The organism is Desulfovibrio fairfieldensis, assembly GCF_001553605.1.
Classification (GTDB): Bacteria; Desulfobacterota; Desulfovibrionia; order Desulfovibrionales; family Desulfovibrionaceae; genus Desulfovibrio; species Desulfovibrio fairfieldensis.
Map to the genome: position 1 here is coordinate 1,610,854 of NZ_CP014229.1, position 16,557 is coordinate 1,627,410.

19 protein-coding genes and 1 tRNA gene are annotated in these 16,557 nt (G+C 57.4%); 8 read left to right on the forward strand and 12 right to left on the reverse strand.

Annotated features, from left to right (window positions below):
• The 6 genes from AXF13_RS06900 to AXF13_RS06925 all read left to right on the forward strand — a co-directional run bounded on the left by AXF13_RS06900 (position 1) and on the right by AXF13_RS06925 (position 6,995).
• Positions 1-774, forward strand: a complete 774-nt coding sequence (locus AXF13_RS06900) for an ABC transporter ATP-binding protein (RefSeq protein WP_062252176.1) — start codon at positions 1-3, stop codon at positions 772-774.
• 4 nt (positions 775-778) lie between these two features.
• Positions 779-2,068, forward strand: a complete 1,290-nt coding sequence (locus AXF13_RS06905; RefSeq protein ID WP_062252177.1) for an ABC transporter permease — start codon at positions 779-781, stop codon at positions 2,066-2,068.
• The gene (locus AXF13_RS06910) at positions 2,061-3,749 is read left to right on the forward strand and encodes a formylglycine-generating enzyme family protein (protein ID WP_062252178.1); all 1,689 of its coding nucleotides are present in this window, start codon (positions 2,061-2,063) and stop codon (positions 3,747-3,749) included. Before AXF13_RS06905 ends, AXF13_RS06910 begins: the two co-directional genes overlap by 8 nt.
• A 15-nt stretch (positions 3,750-3,764) precedes the next feature.
• Entirely contained in the window at positions 3,765-4,667 is a 903-nt protein-coding gene (locus tag AXF13_RS06915; protein WP_062252179.1) for an NAD(P)-dependent oxidoreductase, read from the forward strand.
• 125 nt (positions 4,668-4,792) lie between these two features.
• On the forward strand, positions 4,793-6,862 hold the full coding sequence (locus AXF13_RS06920; RefSeq protein ID WP_062252180.1) for an alpha amylase C-terminal domain-containing protein: 2,070 nt from the start codon (positions 4,793-4,795) through the stop codon (positions 6,860-6,862).
• Between the two features lie 56 nt (positions 6,863-6,918).
• Positions 6,919-6,995: transfer RNA gene (locus AXF13_RS06925), tRNA-Pro, on the forward strand.
• A gap of 243 nt (positions 6,996-7,238) precedes the next feature.
• On the opposite strand, the gene AXF13_RS16535 is transcribed toward AXF13_RS06925, so the two are convergent.
• From AXF13_RS16535 to AXF13_RS06940, 4 genes are read right to left on the reverse strand one after another with little or no spacing between them, the layout of a single operon-like run.
• Positions 7,239-8,138, reverse strand: a complete 900-nt coding sequence (locus tag AXF13_RS16535; protein WP_150116090.1) for a hypothetical protein — start codon at positions 8,136-8,138, stop codon at positions 7,239-7,241.
• Positions 8,131-8,577: a helix-turn-helix domain-containing protein gene (locus AXF13_RS06930; RefSeq protein ID WP_083521987.1), complete on the reverse strand. Its 447-nt coding sequence runs from the start codon at positions 8,575-8,577 to the stop codon at positions 8,131-8,133. Before AXF13_RS06930 ends, AXF13_RS16535 begins: the two co-directional genes overlap by 8 nt.
• Positions 8,574-9,176 carry a hypothetical protein gene (locus AXF13_RS06935; protein ID WP_062252182.1) on the reverse strand — a complete coding sequence of 201 codons (603 nt, stop codon included), beginning with the start codon at positions 9,174-9,176 and terminating at the stop codon, positions 8,574-8,576. The genes AXF13_RS06930 and AXF13_RS06935 overlap by 4 nt, the downstream gene beginning before the upstream one ends.
• Positions 9,173-9,388, reverse strand: coding sequence for a transcriptional regulator (locus AXF13_RS06940; protein WP_062252183.1), 216 nt, complete (start codon positions 9,386-9,388; stop codon positions 9,173-9,175). The genes AXF13_RS06935 and AXF13_RS06940 overlap by 4 nt, the downstream gene beginning before the upstream one ends.
• Positions 9,389-9,771: 383 nt before the next feature.
• On the opposite strand from AXF13_RS06940, the gene AXF13_RS06945 reads away from it, so the two are divergent.
• Positions 9,772-10,239 (forward strand): hypothetical protein, encoded by a 468-nt coding sequence (locus tag AXF13_RS06945; RefSeq protein WP_062252184.1) that lies wholly within the window; start codon positions 9,772-9,774, stop codon positions 10,237-10,239.
• Positions 10,240-10,363: 124 nt separating this feature from the next.
• On the opposite strand, the gene AXF13_RS06950 is transcribed toward AXF13_RS06945, so the two are convergent.
• The 4 genes from AXF13_RS06950 to AXF13_RS06965 form a co-directional block, all read right to left on the reverse strand.
• Complete coding sequence (locus tag AXF13_RS06950; protein ID WP_062252185.1) at positions 10,364-10,603, reverse strand: helix-turn-helix domain-containing protein; 240 nt, start codon at positions 10,601-10,603, stop codon at positions 10,364-10,366.
• A gap of 39 nt (positions 10,604-10,642) precedes the next feature.
• Complete coding sequence (locus AXF13_RS06955) at positions 10,643-10,894, reverse strand: helix-turn-helix domain-containing protein (protein ID WP_062252186.1); 252 nt, start codon at positions 10,892-10,894, stop codon at positions 10,643-10,645.
• Positions 10,895-10,942: 48 nt separating this feature from the next.
• A complete protein-coding gene (locus AXF13_RS06960; protein ID WP_009301537.1) occupies positions 10,943-11,197 on the reverse strand; it encodes a helix-turn-helix domain-containing protein in 255 nt (84 codons plus the stop codon).
• A 298-nt stretch (positions 11,198-11,495) separates the two neighbouring features.
• Positions 11,496-11,822: a helix-turn-helix domain-containing protein gene (locus AXF13_RS06965; protein WP_062252187.1), complete on the reverse strand. Its 327-nt coding sequence runs from the start codon at positions 11,820-11,822 to the stop codon at positions 11,496-11,498.
• Between the two features lie 249 nt (positions 11,823-12,071).
• Between AXF13_RS06965 and AXF13_RS06970 the strand changes: the two genes are divergently transcribed.
• Positions 12,072-12,464, forward strand: coding sequence for a helix-turn-helix domain-containing protein (locus AXF13_RS06970; protein ID WP_062252188.1), 393 nt, complete (start codon positions 12,072-12,074; stop codon positions 12,462-12,464).
• 135 nt (positions 12,465-12,599) lie between these two features.
• Here AXF13_RS06970 and AXF13_RS06975 read toward each other — a convergent pair whose 3' ends face one another.
• From AXF13_RS06975 to AXF13_RS06990, 4 genes are all read right to left on the reverse strand, one after another.
• Complete coding sequence (locus AXF13_RS06975; RefSeq protein WP_008683818.1) at positions 12,600-12,917, reverse strand: c-type cytochrome; 318 nt, start codon at positions 12,915-12,917, stop codon at positions 12,600-12,602.
• Positions 12,918-12,960: 43 nt separating this feature from the next.
• The gene (locus tag AXF13_RS06980; RefSeq protein WP_062252189.1) at positions 12,961-14,412 is read right to left on the reverse strand and encodes an amino acid permease; all 1,452 of its coding nucleotides are present in this window, start codon (positions 14,410-14,412) and stop codon (positions 12,961-12,963) included.
• Between the two features lie 223 nt (positions 14,413-14,635).
• Positions 14,636-15,223 (reverse strand): pyruvoyl-dependent arginine decarboxylase, encoded by a 588-nt coding sequence (locus AXF13_RS06985; protein WP_062252190.1) that lies wholly within the window; start codon positions 15,221-15,223, stop codon positions 14,636-14,638.
• A 414-nt stretch (positions 15,224-15,637) separates the two neighbouring features.
• A complete protein-coding gene (locus tag AXF13_RS06990; RefSeq protein ID WP_223299995.1) occupies positions 15,638-16,294 on the reverse strand; it encodes a M23 family metallopeptidase in 657 nt (218 codons plus the stop codon).
• Between the last annotated feature and the right edge of the window lie 263 nt (positions 16,295-16,557).

Consider the following 16,557-nt stretch of genomic DNA (forward strand, 5'->3'; position numbering starts at 1 on the left):
ATGGAAGATACGGGCGATCTGGTCTTTTCCCTGCGCGGCGTAAGCAAACGCCGTCCCGGCCATGAGGGTTTTCATCTGCGCCTCGCGGCCTTTGACGCGCCGCGCGGCAGCCTGCTCGCCCTGGCCGGGCCCAGCGGCTGCGGCAAAAGCACGGCTCTGGATCTGCTGGCCTGCATACTCAGACCGGATATTCCGGCGGCGGACGCGGAACAAGACAACATCCGCTTTTCCTTCGCCCCCACGCCTGAACGGCGCGAGGATGTACTGGCCGCCTGGCGGCGCGGCGGCACGGATGCTCTGGCGGCCCTGCGCCTGCGGCATCTGGGCTATGTTTTGCAGACCGGCGGTCTGCTGCCCTTCTTGTCCGCCAGGGAGAACATCCTCCTGCACTGCCGCAGCCTGGGCATTGTCAGACAGCGCGGGGAAGCCGTGGACGCCATTGTGGAACGCCTGGGCATCCGCCATCTGCTCGGGCAATATCCGGGCACGCTTTCCGTGGGGGAACGCCAGCGGGTAGCTATCGCCCGTGCTCTGGCCCACGGCCCCGGCGTGGTGCTGGCCGACGAACCCACCGCCGCCCTGGACCCCTGGCACGCCCGCAATGCGCTGCATCTGTTCACGGATCTGACGCGGGAACTGGGCATTACCATGATCATGGTTACGCACGCCCCGGACATGGCGGCGGATGTTGGTTTCACCCTGGTCCGCTTTGCCGTGGAATCCGGTCCCGACGGCGTTGTGGCCGATGTGCGCCATAAGGCCGGGAGGGGGTAAGCGTATGCGGACAGTCGCCCGCGCCTGCCTGCTGGCGCTCAGGGATTATGCCCATGAAGGTCTGCTGTCGGCCTGTTCCGTGCTGGGACTGGCCGCCGTACTCACGCCGCTGCTGGTGCTTTACGGGGTCAAGTTCGGCGTGGTCCAGACCCTTACGGACCGCCTGCTGGAGGACCCGCGCACGCTGGAAATCTCGCCCGTGACCAGCGGACATTATACGCCCGACTATCTGGCCCGCCTGGCCGCGCACCCGGATGTGAGCTTTGTGCTGCCGCGTACCCGCTCCATTGCCGCCACCATGGATCTCAGCCACGGCGAGGGGCAGGCGCGTAAAACTCTGGTGGCCTCTCTGGAACCCACAGCCCCCGGCGACCCCCTTCTGGCCCGCTACCATGCGACCGTCCCGGCTCTGCCCACAGCCGGGGGAAAAAGTAATGCGGACGGCGATGCAGCGTCCCCGGCCCTCACGCCCATCGGCGTGGCGCTTTCCGCCACCGCCGCTGAAAAGCTGGGTGTGCGCCAGGGCGACCCGCTGCTGGGGCGGGTGGAACGCCGCTATCAGGGACAGGTGCAGAGCGCCCGCGTGCCCCTGCGGGTAGTTGCCGTGCTGCCCCTGGCGGCGCAGCAGAAAGATGTGGCCTATGTGCCCCTGCCTCTGCTGGAAGCCGCCGAGGACTTCCGCGACGGGCGCGCCGTGCCGGAGTTGGGCGCGGGCAACGGCTGGACGGGCGAGCCCCGGCCCGACGGCCCGCGCGTGTATCCCGGCTTCCGCCTGTACGCCCGCAACATGGCGGCGGTGAGCAGCCTGCGCCAGGGCTTTGCCCGGCAAAAGCTGGACGTGTATACCCACGCCGAGGAAATTGAGCAGGTCAGCACCCTGGCCCGGGCCCTGAATCTGATCTTCGGCCTGATCTGCGCGGCGGCGGCCGCCGGTTTTCTGGCCTCCACAGCCAGCAGCGCCCTGGCCGGAGTCAAACGCAAGGAACGGATTCTGGGTCTGTTGCGGCTCACGGGCTTTGCCACGGGCGCGCTGATGCTCTTTCCCCTGATGCAGGCTCTGCTCACCGCCCTGCTGGGCACGACCCTGGCCGCGGGCATCTACGCCGTGGCCGCTGCGGTCATCAACCATCTTTTCGCCGCCAGCCTCAACGGCATGGAGCAGGTCTGCCGCTTGCTGCCAGAGCATTTTCTGCTGGCCTTCGCCCTGGTGGCCGGGCTTTCCCTGCTGGCAGCCCTGGGACCAGCCCTGCGCGCCGCGCGCGTGGAACCTTCGGAGGTGATCCGCGATGTCTGATGTAAAGCGCCGTCTTCGGCCGCTCTGCCTTTGCCTTCTGGCGCTGGGCCTGATCCTCGGCGGCGTCCGTCCCGCCGATGCGGCTCTGGCCCGTAAAGGCAGCGTCAACCTGACCGACGCCTATAACCCGCAGCCTGCTGACGATGATATCGTACTGCCCATGCCCTGCGACCTGAGCATGGTGTTCAAGCTGGTGGCCGTACCGGCCAAGGGCTTTCTCTGGGACATGCCCGTGCGCCCCGGCCTGGACGACAGCGCCAACGCCGAGCGGGCGTTTTACGACCGGCGCTACAACGCCGCTCTTTCCGGCCCCTTCGCCCTGGAGGACCTGCCCGCCGCCTGGCGCAAGCCGGCCCCACAGGGGCAGAATTACTACTATCTTATCGCCAAATACGAAGTCACCAATCTGCAATGGCACGCCGTCATGGACGCCTCCTGCCCGGACAGTCAGAATCTTCCGGCGGACGCGGCTAGGCCCGTGACCGACGTGAGCTGGTACGACGCCGTGGACTTCACCCGCCGCTACACGGCCTGGCTGCTGAAAAACGCGCCGGACGCCCTGCCCCGCTTCGCCGGAGACAGCCGCAATGTGGGTTTTGTGCGTCTGCCCACGGAAACCGAATGGGAATACGCGGCGCGCGGCGGCCAGACAGCGGGCAGCCAACAACTCTTGCAGGAGGATTTCTTCCCGCTGCCGCAAGGGGACGGCAAAGGGGATTACGCTGTGTACCGCCCCGAAGGCGCGGCCCATATTCCCGAAAGCACGGCCCGCATCGGCTCGCGCAAGCCCAACCCCCTGGGCCTTTACGATACGGCGGGCAATGCGGCGGAAATGGTGCTGGACAGCTTCCGCTTTTCTCTGGCCGGGCGCCTGCACGGTTCCGCCGGGGGCTTTGTGCGCAAGGGCGGCTCCTTTCTCTCCGGCGATGCGGAAATTCTGCCGGGCCGCCGCGAGGAAACGCCCTTCTTTCTGGCCGACGGACCGGCTCACGCCCGCGATCTGGGCTTCAGGCTGGTGATTTCAGGCATCAACACGCCGGGCGGCAACCGCCCCGAGGAACTGCTGGCCGAATGGAACAAGGCCGGTGAAAGCATGACTCCCGGCATGCAGGCGGCCCGCAATCCCTTGGAGGAACTGGACCGCATGCTGGCCCTGGCTCAGGATCCGGCGGTCAAAAGCAATCTGCAGAAGCTGCGCGACACCATCAAGGAAAACAACATCATGCTGGAGCGGCAAAAGCAGTTGGAGGCCCAATCTCTGCTGCGCACCGGCGTCTATATGATTGAAACCATCCGCAATTACGCCAGCCGCCGCAACAGCCTGCAAAGCCAGTTGCAGAGCATGGAACGCGACAGCAAGACCGCCAAGGGGCAGACCCTTGAAAAACTGCGCCAGATCATGGATACTGCCCGTAGAGGCCTTGCCATGCTGGACACCAGTCTGGACAAGTCCCTGACCTTTTACCGCAGCAAGGTGGAAGACGGCACGCAGCTTGCGCCGGACGCCCTGGCCGCCGCCGAGGAATTGCTCGGCAAGGATTTCAGCGGCAGCGATCCCTTTAATGAAAATATGCGCCGCAATCTGACCTTGTTCCGCAAGCACGTGGATTTGTTCCGCAAGAACAAACCGCTCGCGCGCGAGGCCATGCAAAAGGAAATTCTGGAACGCCGTTTCCAGTAGCAAAGGAGCACGACAATGGCGGAAAAATTGCGTATCGGCTGGATCGGCACCGGCGTCATGGGTTCGTCCATGGCCGGTCATCTGCTGGCGGCCGGCTGGCCGCTGACCGTTTACAGCCGCACCAAAGCCAAGGCCGACAGCCTGCTCGCCCAAGGCGCGCAATGGGCCGAGAGTCCGCGCGCCGTGGCCGCCGCCTCGGATATTGTTTTTTCCATTGTGGGTTTTCCCAAGGATGTGGAAGAAGTCATGTTGGGCGAAAATGGTGCGTTGTGCGGCCTGACCAAGGGCGGCATCGTCTGCGACATGACCACCTCCAGCCCGGCTCTGGCCCAGCGCATTGCCGAAGCGGCCGCCGCCCAGGGCTGCGCCGCGCTGGACGCGCCCGTGACCGGCGGCGACGTGGGCGCGCGTGAAGCCCGGCTCTCCATTTTCGTGGGCGGCGACAAGGCGGCCTTTGAGCGCGTTGAACCCTGCTTTTCCAAGATGGGCCAGCGCCTGATGCACTGCGGCCCGGCCGGTTCCGGCCAGAAGGCCAAACTGGCCAATCAGGTGGCTGTGGCCGGGGTGATGTTCAGCGTTTGCGAATCCCTGCTCTTTGCCCAGGAAGCGGGTCTGGATGTGGCCCAATGGCTGGAATTGGTGGTGCCCGGCGCGGCAGGCAGCACGGCCATGGGCACGCTGGGCCGCCGCCTGCTCAAAACCGATTACGCCCCCGGCTTCTTCATCGACCATTTCATCAAGGATCTGGGCCTCTGCCTGGAGGAATGCCGCCGCATGCGTCTGGTGCTGCCGGGCGTGACCCTGGCCGAGGAGTTCTACCGCATGATGCAGGCCCAGGGCCACGGCCGCCTGGGCACACAGGCTCTGATCCAGTGTCTGGCCACGCTTTCCGGCAAGGAATGGCGCAAGCACGAATAATCTTTGCCCAGCCCGGCTGACGTCCCGGCATGATGTGGACGTCGGCCGGGGCCGCCGCATGCCGCGCCTGAGCCCCGCTGCTGTCGGGCTGCAACCACGCTGACAGACGTCTTTGTGAGGCCGCCATGCCCATTCTCCCGCCTCAGAATCCACTTGAAGACCCGGCCCTGGAACCGTACCGGGTTTTCCTGCTGCGCCGCAGCCGCCGTTTCACGGACGAGCTGCTGCGCATCACCACGCAATACGGCTCATTGCGCGCCTATGCCAATCTGCACACCAGCCTGGGCCTGCACCGCGTCAGCAATGCCAGGGGCGAAACCCGCTGGCGCTGGCGCGAGTATATGCCCCAGGCCGAAGCCGTCTGGCTGACCACGGACAAACTGAATTTTCAGCGCCATGCCAGCCACCGTTTCCAACGCAAACAGAACGGCATCTTTGAGCTGACCCTGCCGCTTGAGGCGCTCGCGCACGGCGACTACCTGGAACTGCGCGTGCTGCCCCTTGAGGCGCAGAATCAGCCGGACCAGCCGAACCAATCGGACATGACTGCGGGCAGGCCCGGCACGCCGCCGTTGCGCCGCGTGCCCGCCTTTGCCCACTGGGTGGAACAGGACAAAGTTGTGCCTACCCAATGGTGCGCGCGGCTCTGGACGCCCGGGCAGCCTTACCGCTTCCGCCACCGCCGCCCCGGCGCGCCGGTCTTTCCCCGTATCTATGAGGCCCATGTGGGCATGGCCCAGTCCTCCCTGACCCATCACGACGAAAGCGTGGGCAGCTACGACGAGTTCAGCGGTTCCGTTCTGCCCCGGATCAAGGCCGACGGCTATACCGCCGTGCAGCTTATGGGCATTCTGGAGCATCCCCTGTACCGCTCTTTCGGCTATCAGGTCAGCAGCTATTTCGCGCCCAGCTCGCGCTACGGCACGCCGGACCAGTTCAAGGCCCTGGTGGATACGGCGCACGGCCTGGGCCTGGCCGTGATTCTGGATATCACCCACGGCCATGCCTGCCCCAATACGGAGCAGGGCCTGGCCCGCTATGACGGCAGCCGGTATTTTTTCAGCGAAAAATTCAATCAGTGGGGCACGCCCTCCTTTGATTACAGCCGGGAGATGACGCGGCGCTTTCTGCTCTCCAACTGCCGTTACTGGCTGGAGGAATTCCGCGTGGACGGTTTCCGCTTTGACGCGGTGGGCAATATGCTCTACCGCGACCACGGCGTGGACGATGATTTTTCGCATGTGGGGCGCTGCTTTTACGGCAAGGACGGCGAGCCGCGCGCGGATGAGGACGGCGAGCTCTATCTCTGCCTTGCCAACGCCCTGACCCACGAACTGCGGCCCCAGGCCGTGACCATTGCCGAGGAATTTTCCGGCATGCCCGGCCTGACCTGCCCGCCGCAGGAAGGCGGCCTGGGCTTTGACTACCGCTTTGCCATGGGCATTCCCGACTACTGGGAAAAGTGCATTGAGGCCCCGCGCGACATGGGCAGCCTGTGGTACGAGATGACCAATCACCGCCCCTATGACCGCACCATCAGCTATGTGGAATGCCACGACCAGTGCATCAACGGCGATGACGCCATGATCTGGCGGCTGCTGGGCGACGATATGTACCACTATATGTCCGTGGGCACGGAGAGCTGGAATGTTTCGCGCGGGCTGGCCTTTTACCGCCTGATGCGGCTGATCACCCTGGCCACGGCGGACGCGGGCTATCTCAACTTCATGGGCAATGAGTTCGGGCATCCGGAATGGCTGGACGCCGAGGCTCACGCCCACCGTCAGTGGTATCTGGCGGACCGCCCCGACCTCAAGTATGTGGGCCTGGCCGCCTGGGACAAGGCCCAGTTGTGGGATCTGGCGGCCGCGCACATGGAGGATTTCCAGCAGGCTCCGCTGTTCCGCTTCATTCATGAGGAAGAACGCCTGCTGGCCTTTGAGCGCGGGCGGCTGCTCTTCGCCTTCAACTTCCATGAGCTGGAGGCCAGGCAGGACCTGACCTTTGCCGTGACGCCGGGCAAGTATGTGGAGCTGCTCTCCTCCGACGAAGAGCGCTTTGCCGGGCACGGCAACCTGAGCGTGACGCGCCCGCCGGTGGAACATTTCACCAGGCCCCTGCCTGACCGCCATGAACAGGACGTGACCCTGTATCTGCCGCCGTTGGTGGCTCTGGTGCTGCGGCGCGAAGATTAAAAAAACAAAAAAATCTTGACAGGAAGGGCCGTGCCGCGTAGTTACTTCTCTTGCGTCGGGATGTAGCGCAGTCTGGGAGCGCACTTGAATGGGGTTCAAGGGGTCGAAGGTTCAAATCCTTTCATCCCGACCAGAATTTAGGACTTACGGTGAATGCCGTAAGTCCTTTTTCTGTTTGGGGCTATTTGGCCCCGCTCTGGCCCCGCGCATATTCAAACAACCTTGAGCCGCCCTCTTGGGCCCTCAACAGTTCTTTTCCCTGGCGGAATAGCAATAAGCCTACCATCACGGCCCTGTGCCGCTCTATAGCCCGTTGGCACATTTATAGCTTTACCGTCTCGTCCTGTGACTCTTCTCATAGCTCCCCCATAAAAATCTAGAATGGCGCGACAGTAGCAAGAGTCAAGTAGCTATACCTATTGTTAATGGTTTCAAAATGGAAAACATGAGGATTTCCATTTACATCTCGCAAAATTTCAGCTTTTTCACCGGCAAAATACCTCGCATTCGGGCGAACATATGAATTAAGAATTTTATTTACTTCACCATCTTGTATATTTGAAAATTGCGCAGAGAATAATGCTGATTTAACAAAATGAGTATCACTTTCCGCCCCAGGCGTGGCATAAAGACCATCAGGGGAGTGGTTTGGACAAATATACGCTAATACAGGCATATCATCAGAAGATTCTACTATCCGCCACAAGGTCGAAGTTAGCGAATTTTTGTAGCTTTTACTTAAATCTGCGGCTGTTCTAATTGAACAAGGCAAATCAGCAAGTTCTTCAGTAAAGCGGTTCCCAGCAAAAAGAAGTCTTCCTGTCCCATAATTAGCCTCTGCCTCTAGCTTTTCCCTGCATACTTGAGTCAAAGTATGTTTATCGTCTCCCATCATATAATTCTGGTGCCAAGGTAGAAGGCCGTGAACACACTCATGAGTCTCCCCCCATCTCTTTTTAAATGGATGAAGTTCGCCGTCCACATAAATACGCTTAATGTCGGGAATATAGGCGGCCCTTAAGCTTCTCGACTCAATCATGTCTTTCAAGATGCTAGGGCGCTGCAAAATCTGCTTTGTACCACGTTTTAAGCGACTCCATACTTCGCTAATGATACCTGGATCATCTTTTTGAAAGTAAGCCATATCCAGTCGCAGAGCTTCTCTAATCATCACATGAGGAATTGGCGGTGCAGGGTTTCCAATTTCTTTTAGCACTCGGTCTACGCGTTTCTCTATGTCCTGCATCGTGCTCTGTGACAGAAGTAGTTTACTCATTATGCAATCCCCTTTCATGCAGTACCGCAAGATATTGTTCAAATATTTCTATTGATATATCAGAGCAATCTCTAATCTTCCCAGAATTTGCAGCAAAGGCGTAAATTTGCTGTTCAAAGGATTTGTCTCTGATTTCCTTATAACCAGCAATTTCAGCAATATAATTTGAATTTATATTCAAAAAACGTGCAATATAATCAAGGGATCTAATATCTGGATTATATTTGCTGTCTTCTTCTATCTTAATAATATCATCAATATCAACGCCACACTTTCTGGCAAATTCTTGCTGCGTAAGAGCCATATGCTTCCTTGCGTTCCATATAAGAGCCCCAAGCGGAGACATTTCTCTACCAGAAAATTTATTTGAACAAACGCGAGGAGGTTGCTTTTCCTGCTTTGCTATTGCGCTTAAAAAATCAAAATTCATCGCTTTCATTTTACTAACCTCTTTAGCGCCTCTTGTGCGGCTTGGGTAGTGAGTTCGAAATATTTTAATGGGCTGTTACTTGAATTCTTTGCAACCTGGATCATTCCTTTTGCACGGTAGAATGGTTCACTTTGCGGTAGAGATTCAAGGCCAATACGCCCATCAAACCCACATGACGCGCTATAGTTAACGGCAGTCATAAATAATATCGATCCCACCCCCTGATAATATCCAACGCTTGCGTCTTTGTAGTAATTCCATGGTGCGACCTCCAAAAACTGGACATAAATGTTTCCTTCCCCGTTATCATCTGCATGGCAGGAAGAACTTTCATCCAATATCATCAACCCTTGCGTGTCGCCATTTGCCTTAATCCAGAAGAAAAGGTCATCTTTATTATTTAAAACCGCGACTGTGGCCTTTCGAACCCAATTCCAATGGGCATGCTCAGGGCGTTGTTTACCTGACTTAAGATACGCGTCTAAAGACGGAGCCCATTTATTCTTCCAGCACTCGATAAATGACATGGAAAAGCCTTTGTGCAATTCAGCATGAATCAAAGTTTTTCCGTTAAGATATAAGGGAATTTCTTGGATAAGTTCACTCATAACAGCAATAACTCCGCCTTTTCACCAGTTTTATCATCTTCCGAAAATATCTTTTCGCCGCTTTCAATGCGTAAGTTAATAATATAGTAGAGTTTAATGGCTGCTTTCAGGATGGAAGTCTTGGACACATCTTTACGGGTTGCCAGAGCATCCAAAATATCCATTTCATCTTTCGTTAAGTTGAGGGTCATGGTTTTTCTTTCAGAGGTCATGTTCAAACTCCCTTATGGATATAATAACCAGCAGGCACAAAAAGTCAACGTTTTTTAGCTAAAAAATATGTATCATTTTTTTTGACTTGGGCAATGATTTTGTCCAGAAAGTCGGAACTTGACATAGTGAAGCTTCCGGATTATGTATTTTTTACTATTTCCGTTGGCAGCGTCCACACCGCTGGATAAATCAGGTGTGAACATGCCCGGCACTTTGCTGGGTTTCTTTTTGGGTTCGTGCCCGCCAGCATATAATTGCCGGGATGATAGCTCCGAATAAAATACCTTTTGGGGAAATAAGAGCAGCGCTTCCAACGGGCGTAGTTGAGTCCCGGCATTTCTCATTTTCCAAGTGCCGCCACTACTAAACCGTTGGAGTTCTTATGTCCGATGCAACCAGTTCCAGCCGTTGCGAGTTCCCTTTTGATGCATTTTTAGTCCTGGCGGGCAAACTACAGGAAACGGCGGAAGCAATGCTGGCCTTTTGCCGTTCCGCGAGTGCTGAAAAGGATTCATCAAAAACGGAAGACGACGCGGAGCTCGCCGAGCACGGATGTAAGCCGGGAGAATACCGGCAATACCACTTGCCGCCGTATGCCCTCACGGAAGAAGGCGAGCTTCTTGACCGATATAAGGCCGAGAATATCGCCGCCGCTCTGGACGCCATTTACAACGACCTTTTCGCCACGGTCTTTCTTATGAAGGGCTATGACGCCGATACCAGGATAACCAACTTCACTCTTTACCAGATTGGAGAGCTGTTGTCGCGTTCGTTAAGGATGTTGAGCAAAACCGGTTCCGTCCTGGCTGATTATAACTTGATGCATGTAAAGCGGATTCCAACTGCGTAACATGAAGGCGGCCCCGAAAATTTTCCGGGACCGCCTTTTGCTCTTTATTCCCTGGAGCCGTTGACGCATGAAATGCGTCAACGGCTCCAGGGAAACACAAAAAATGGGGCAGCGTGGCGTAAGATTAAAGTAATCCAATCTGTTTCAGCAACTGAACAGGATCTTTTTGCAAAGCCTCGGCAATAGCAAAAAACTCCAGGATATCCAGCCGCCGTTCACCGTTTTCATATTTCGATACAAACGATTGCGGCTTGCCCAAGCGATCCGCAATATATTGTTGGCTGAATCCTTGGCTTTTTCTCGCTTGGATCAGCACAGCCAGCATTACGGCATAGTCTTTGGCAAAAACTGACTTCACACTCATTTTTGTAAATCTCGTTAACTTCACATATCACCACGAGAATCACATTTTTTTCATACAGTCGCAGTCAATAAAAAATTCCTCGGGATTTACGCCAAGGGCCGTGGCAATCTTTACAATATTCAGAAGGCCCAGATTCCTGCGTCCTTGTTCGACACCTCCAATATATGTTCGATGAAGGCCCGCCCTCTCCGCCAACTTTTCTTGCGAAATATGCAATGCCTCTCGTTTGGCTCCGAGAGCCGCACCAAACTGTTTCAAAATCTCAGCGTCAGCTTTGCAGTATCCCGGCATGAATCCTCCATCATTGCATGATCCCCATGCAGATGTACCCATGTCACGCTAATTTTTTTCAGCCTCATCAACCAGCGCATCCAACAGCTCGCCGGGGCGTACTTCCAGCGACCGCGCGATCTTGATAAGCAGATTGAGATTAGGCGCGCGGTATCCGAGCTCCAAAGAAGAGACATAGCTCTTGGTTATGCCCACTCTGTCGGCGAGCTGCCGTTGGGAAAGTCCGGCCGCATCCCGATACCGTCTGAGCACCGCAGGCATGAAGGTTTTTGCCAGATTATCTTCGTCGAATTTGGGTTTCATGCCTCCCACATACAATGCCTATTTACAAACTCGACCGACTATAGTAGGTCGATTGGCTAGCAATAGTTGGTCGCCCCTCTGACTAATAGTTATCTAGGCGCGCGCCGCTCTACGTGGTCAACGCCCAAAAGCATGAGCGCCATCCCGGCGGAATACTGCCGGTATCGGTCGGCATGTCAGAAACGAAGCGAGGAAAGGAGCGAAGGGAACCGCGCGGGCGCTGACGCCCTCTTCGGGCTCGTCTCGGAGGATATAATGATAAAGGGCTCCGCCTATTGAGATGCGGCACAATACGGAGTCAGCCGTCAGACAGCTCTCGCAGCAACTTGTAGGCCAATTGCAGATTGGGACGCGAAAACCCGACAAGCATTCGACACAATTCGTCACGGATTGCCTCGTCATCCGCATGGTGTTCAAAGTCAAAAAATTCTTTCATTGAGACGCCAAGGGCAAAAGTGAGCTGTTCCATGACCTGAAAACTCGGATTTGATTCTCCCCGCTCCATTTCACTGATATGGCGAGAGCTGATGCCGGACAGTTCGGAAAGTTTTTCCTGCGACAAGCCGTGTTTTACTCGCAATTCCCTGATTCGTTTTCCAAGCAAAATTAAGCTATTACCGTTCATGCCGCCCTCCGGAGAGGAAGGGTAACTTTCTTTTGTAGGGCACAACATGAACCAGACATCTTTACCAAGCCTAGATTTTGATTTACAAATCAAAACATAGCTTATCTTATTATCAAGTAGATCTTCGATACAAGGAAGGCACTTTTCAGACCCGCAATAAGGTAAGCCAGGTCAGAAAATAATTTTCGACCGATAGATGTAAAGGCACAATTATCAAAATAAATTAATCAGTTATCTGGTAGTGAAGTAATGATATACGCAGAAAACCCATCCCCATTCATCGAACAACTTAAACGTATTCACCAGATTACCGGCACGCACAGCCAGACCGGGCTTGCCGCTTATCTGAGCGTGCGCCGTTCTGCCGTAACCAATGCCAAGCGCACGGGCATGATCCCGGCGGAATGGCTGTTGACCTTGCTGCGTGTGGCAAACGTCAATCCGGAATGGATTCTGAGCGGGGCCGGTCCCTGCCGGTTCCGGCGACAGACGGAGGATGTTTACGAGGACGGAGAAACGGCGTGGGAACGCCAAAAAGACTATGAGGCCCTGCAACGGCTGTCCTCACGCGCGCTGGCGGACGAGCTGGTCCGGCGCATCGCCGTGGCGGAAGCGGAACGGTTTCTGTCTCCATCCGCGTAGGCGCGCCCTCAATCACGGCGCGGATGTCGTCATAAGCACGCAACAAGCACGTTCCACAGCAAACAAAAGCAGCCCGAAAAACCGCGATTGACGCTGTTTTCCGGGCTGCTCTCTATGAGTTATTTCGTCAGACGGCTATTTCAGGCCGTTCAGATACACGGCGATATCCTTGAGATCCTGATCGGAGAGCGGCTTCAGCGCTTCCTGCATTTGCTCCACCTTCTCATTGGGCGGCGGAGTCAGACTTTTCACCTTGTTCATCTTGGCGACCAGACCGTCCACGGGCTGGCCCATCATCTTGGCGGGTTTTTCCGTATGGCAGATGGCGCAGAGGTCGTCGTACAACTTCTGGCCTTCCGCCGCCCTGTCTTCCTGGGCGGCCTGGGACTGCACGGCCACAAACAGAAAGGCCGCTATGGCGAATCCGCCGATTTGTTTCCATTTTATTGACATATATGGCACTCCTTCTGGGAACGTCTCCGTTCCAGGCAAGAGGTTACAACGTGATGATGCCGCGCGCGAACAGATAGATCGCGACCAGCGCCGCCAGTACCAGCAGCACCAGAATGACCTTTTCATAGTTCTTGAACAGCGGCGTCTGATCCGGATGCTGCTTGCGGCTCCAGATGTATACGGGAATGCCCAGGGCGATCAGCACCATGGCCATCAGCATATAGTGCAGACCGGCGGCGTAGATCAGCCAGAAGCCATACAGCGTGCCCAGCGCGGCGCAGGCCAGGGCCGCGGCACGCCCGGTGGGGGCCTTCTGGGGGTATTGCCCGTCCTCGCAGGTCTTCCAGAGGAAGAGCATGGAAATCAGGTAGGCGGGCAGCACCATCACGCCGGTGATGCTCAGCATCATGCTCCAGGCGTTGTTGGAGAAATAAACCAGCAGAAGCGCCAGCTGCATCAGCAGGCTGGTGACCCACAGGGACACGGACGGCGCCCCGGCCGCGTTTTCCTTGCTGAACTGGCGGGGGAAGGTGCCGTTCTTGGACGCGGCATACGGCATTTCAGCGGTGATCAGGGTCCAGGCCAGCCAACTGGCCAGCACGGCGATGATCAGGCCCACATTCATCAGCCAGCTTCCCCACGGACCCACGGCACGCTCCAGCACACCGGCGGTGGACGGCGTGGGCACGGCGGAAAGTTCCGCCTGGGTCATGAAGCCGTACGGCAGCACGGACAGCAGAATGTAGACCACCAGGCAGCCCAGAAAGCCCATAACCGTGGCCTTGCCCACGTCATCCGGGGTCCTGGCCTTGTCGGACAGCACCACCGCGCCCTCAATGCCGATAAAGGCCCAGAGGGTCACCAGCATGGTGCTCTTGACCTGCGCGCCCAGGCCGCCGAGGTGGTGGCCGTTGTCCACGGCCAGCTTGCCGAAGAAGTCGAAATCAAACTTGTCGATATTGAACATGAACACCATCACGATAATAAAGATAAACAGCGGGATCAGCTTGCCGATGGTGCCGATGGTGTTGATGATGGCGGCCTGATGCGTGCCGCGCAGCACGACGAAGTTGAACATCCAGATCAGGATGGAACCGCCGATAATGGACTGGATGGTATTGCCGCCCTGGAAATACGGCGGGAAAAAGTAATTCAGGGCGTCCATGGTAATGACGGCGTAGCCCACATTGCCGAAGATCTGGCAAAGCCAGTAGCCCCAGGCGATGAGGAAGCCCACAAAGGGGCCGAAACCCTCGCGCCCGTACATATAAATGCCCGCTTTGAGGTCCGGGCGGATATCCGAAAGAATGCGGAAGGAATTGGCCAGAAAATACATGCCCAGGCCTGTGATCACCCAGGCAATGAGTACCGCGCCCACGGAAGCGGCGGCGGCCATATTCTGCGGCAGGCTGTAAATGCCCCCGCCGACCATGGAGCTGACCACCACGCTGGCCAGCGCCACGACCCCGAGTTTTTTGGTTGTGCTTTGCGCCATTGCTCTATCCTCTATATGTTAAACCTCGCCCTTGTGCCGGCGTGGCTTCATGGAAATAATTTACTTAAAGGCCGACCGGGCGGAACAAAGTCCGGATCGGGTCTGCGTCGGAGCCGTGCCGCCCGGCGGCGGCAAAAGTTCCTAAAACAAACGCCCGGCCCACGCTAACAATCCGTCGCGGGCCGGGCGCACAAAGGCTCACGGACAGGCCGGAGCGGTTTTCTTAGTTTTTCACCACAACGGGATCGGCGAATTCAAAGTTGAGGAAGCCCATGACCGTCAGGCAGTAGCCGTAGGGCTTGGTGATGTTCAGATAGTTGTGCCAGAACTGGAATTCGCTGTGCTTTTCCACGCCGCGCAGGGTCAGTTCATGGTTGAGGGATTTATTCAGCCACATTTCGGCGTGGGATTTGGCGATGTCGTCGTCGATCCATGTGGGGAAGTATTCCACGTATTCAGCGGCCCAGCCGCCGATGAGCTTGCCGTCCTTTTTGCCCCAGCAGATGCCGAGACCGGTGGCAATGGCGCGGTGGTCCTCAATGCGCGCTCCGTTGGCGGCCATGATCACTTCCAGCACGGCGCCGTGCTTGAAGTTTTTTTCCACTTTGTCCACGGGCAGGATGTTGCCGTAGAGTTCCTTGGGAAGAACCGAGGTATAGGGGATAACGTTGAAGTTTTCAATTTTTGCCTGCAACAGGGCGGAATCGTAGCAGAAAGTTTCAAAGGGCTGCGGCGGGATGCCGTCATCCGCTTCGCCAACACCGCCGGAAATAAACGCCAAGGTGGGATATCTCGTACCAAGAGTGGTCATGTTTGTATCCTTATTGTTTGGTCTATACAGGCGACTGTAAAAATTATTGCCACCTGTATAACAATTATACAGAACAACAGGTTGCGCAAAACGGTCCATATGGCCTGCGTGAAGCGGTCCGCGGCGGCCCACAACGCCATTTTCCAAGAATGTGGGCGCGAACCGCCTTGTCCAACCTGTCCAACAAAAGCCCTTTGTCCGGCCTAGCCGGCCAAACGTTAAGTAGATATGCAATGTCCGGGCCAGAAAGAGATTTTACGAATCCGGCGCGCGGGGCGGAGGACGGCCTGCCGGTGCGCGGAAACCAAACCAGAAACGCCGCCCCGGCGCACGGAAACGGCGAGGGGCGGCGAAACAGGCGTAAAGAAAGAGGAGACGAAATTTCAGGCTGGCGGCCGGGAACACCGGATGCCGCTACCGCCCTTCGCCCCAGGCAGGGATGGGCGGCGGGCTGTAATTCTCCAGTGTTTTGAGGTCTCCTATGCGCGCGGGCCGTCCGTTACGGCCCCGGATTACCGGGCCGCACTGCTGCGGCGTGAGTTCAGCGGGAATCTGCCCGGGCGCGGGGCGCAACAACTGCTCGGCGCTGCGCAGATACGGCAGGGGGTCCACCAGCTCCCCCTTGGCGTTTTGCAGGCCGAAATGCAGATGCGCGCCCGTGGTCCTGCCGGTACAGCCCACCAGGCCCACGGCTTCGCCGCGCCGCACCCGCCGTCCCGCAGAAACCAGGACCTTCTGCAGATGGGCATAGCGCGCGGTCATGCCGTCATCCTGCCGGATTTCCACCACTATGCCGGAAAGGCCGTGCGGCCCGGCATGGCTGACCATGCCGCCGTCAAAAGCCACCACAGGCCAGCCCAGCCGGGCACGGATATCCAGGCCGGAATGCTCGCGCATCACCATGCCGCGCCGGCTCAGCCAGCCGGGCATACGCCGCCGCCCGAAGGGCGAGGTGATCATTTCCGCCAGGGGCGGCAGTTTGCCCGCTTCCCGCGCTGCGGGCAAGGGCGGCGCAACCGTTGCCGCGCCGTCGCCATCAGCGGCCGGAGGCAAGGCCGGAGTTTGCGGCACGCCGCTCTCCTCCGCCGCCAGGCAAGGCAAGGCGGCCGACAGAGCTAGGAACAAAGCCGCAACGGCGACATGGTGCAGCATGGTTGTCAAACTCGGCCTCCCATAATGGATATTATATACCTTTTTGTCCGCCTAAGGGCTTGCGCGTCAAGTCCCGCTATGGCAAGGGAACACGAAACGTTTTTTTCTCGCAATCTTAAAAAAATTACTGGCTGATAAGGATGTTACCCTAAAACTTTTCTGATTTCTGGCGATCTATCAGG

Coding starts and splice junctions, on each gene's coding strand:
- AXF13_RS06985 (WP_062252190.1), bottom strand. CDS start 15,223: ATGACCACTCTTGGTACGAGATATCCCACCTTGGCGTTTATTTCCGGC.
- AXF13_RS06975 (WP_008683818.1), bottom strand. CDS start 12,917: ATGTCAATAAAATGGAAACAAATCGGCGGATTCGCCATAGCGGCCTTT.
- AXF13_RS06960 (WP_009301537.1), bottom strand. CDS start 11,197: ATGAAACCCAAATTCGACGAAGATAATCTGGCAAAAACCTTCATGCCT.
- AXF13_RS06910 (WP_062252178.1), top strand. CDS start 2,061: ATGTCTGATGTAAAGCGCCGTCTTCGGCCGCTCTGCCTTTGCCTTCTG.
- AXF13_RS06950 (WP_062252185.1), bottom strand. CDS start 10,603: ATGAGTGTGAAGTCAGTTTTTGCCAAAGACTATGCCGTAATGCTGGCT.
- AXF13_RS06970 (WP_062252188.1), top strand. CDS start 12,072: ATGATATACGCAGAAAACCCATCCCCATTCATCGAACAACTTAAACGT.
- AXF13_RS06905 (WP_062252177.1), top strand. CDS start 779: ATGCGGACAGTCGCCCGCGCCTGCCTGCTGGCGCTCAGGGATTATGCC.
- AXF13_RS06915 (WP_062252179.1), top strand. CDS start 3,765: ATGGCGGAAAAATTGCGTATCGGCTGGATCGGCACCGGCGTCATGGGT.
- AXF13_RS06920 (WP_062252180.1), top strand. CDS start 4,793: ATGCCCATTCTCCCGCCTCAGAATCCACTTGAAGACCCGGCCCTGGAA.
- AXF13_RS16535 (WP_150116090.1), bottom strand. CDS start 8,138: ATGAGTAAACTACTTCTGTCACAGAGCACGATGCAGGACATAGAGAAA.
- AXF13_RS06900 (WP_062252176.1), top strand. CDS start 1: ATGGAAGATACGGGCGATCTGGTCTTTTCCCTGCGCGGCGTAAGCAAA.
- AXF13_RS06940 (WP_062252183.1), bottom strand. CDS start 9,388: ATGACCTCTGAAAGAAAAACCATGACCCTCAACTTAACGAAAGATGAA.
- AXF13_RS06935 (WP_062252182.1), bottom strand. CDS start 9,176: ATGAGTGAACTTATCCAAGAAATTCCCTTATATCTTAACGGAAAAACT.
- AXF13_RS06965 (WP_062252187.1), bottom strand. CDS start 11,822: ATGAACGGTAATAGCTTAATTTTGCTTGGAAAACGAATCAGGGAATTG.
- AXF13_RS06930 (WP_083521987.1), bottom strand. CDS start 8,577: ATGAAAGCGATGAATTTTGATTTTTTAAGCGCAATAGCAAAGCAGGAA.
- AXF13_RS06955 (WP_062252186.1), bottom strand. CDS start 10,894: ATGCCGGGATACTGCAAAGCTGACGCTGAGATTTTGAAACAGTTTGGT.
- AXF13_RS06945 (WP_062252184.1), top strand. CDS start 9,772: ATGTCCGATGCAACCAGTTCCAGCCGTTGCGAGTTCCCTTTTGATGCA.
- AXF13_RS06980 (WP_062252189.1), bottom strand. CDS start 14,412: ATGGCGCAAAGCACAACCAAAAAACTCGGGGTCGTGGCGCTGGCCAGC.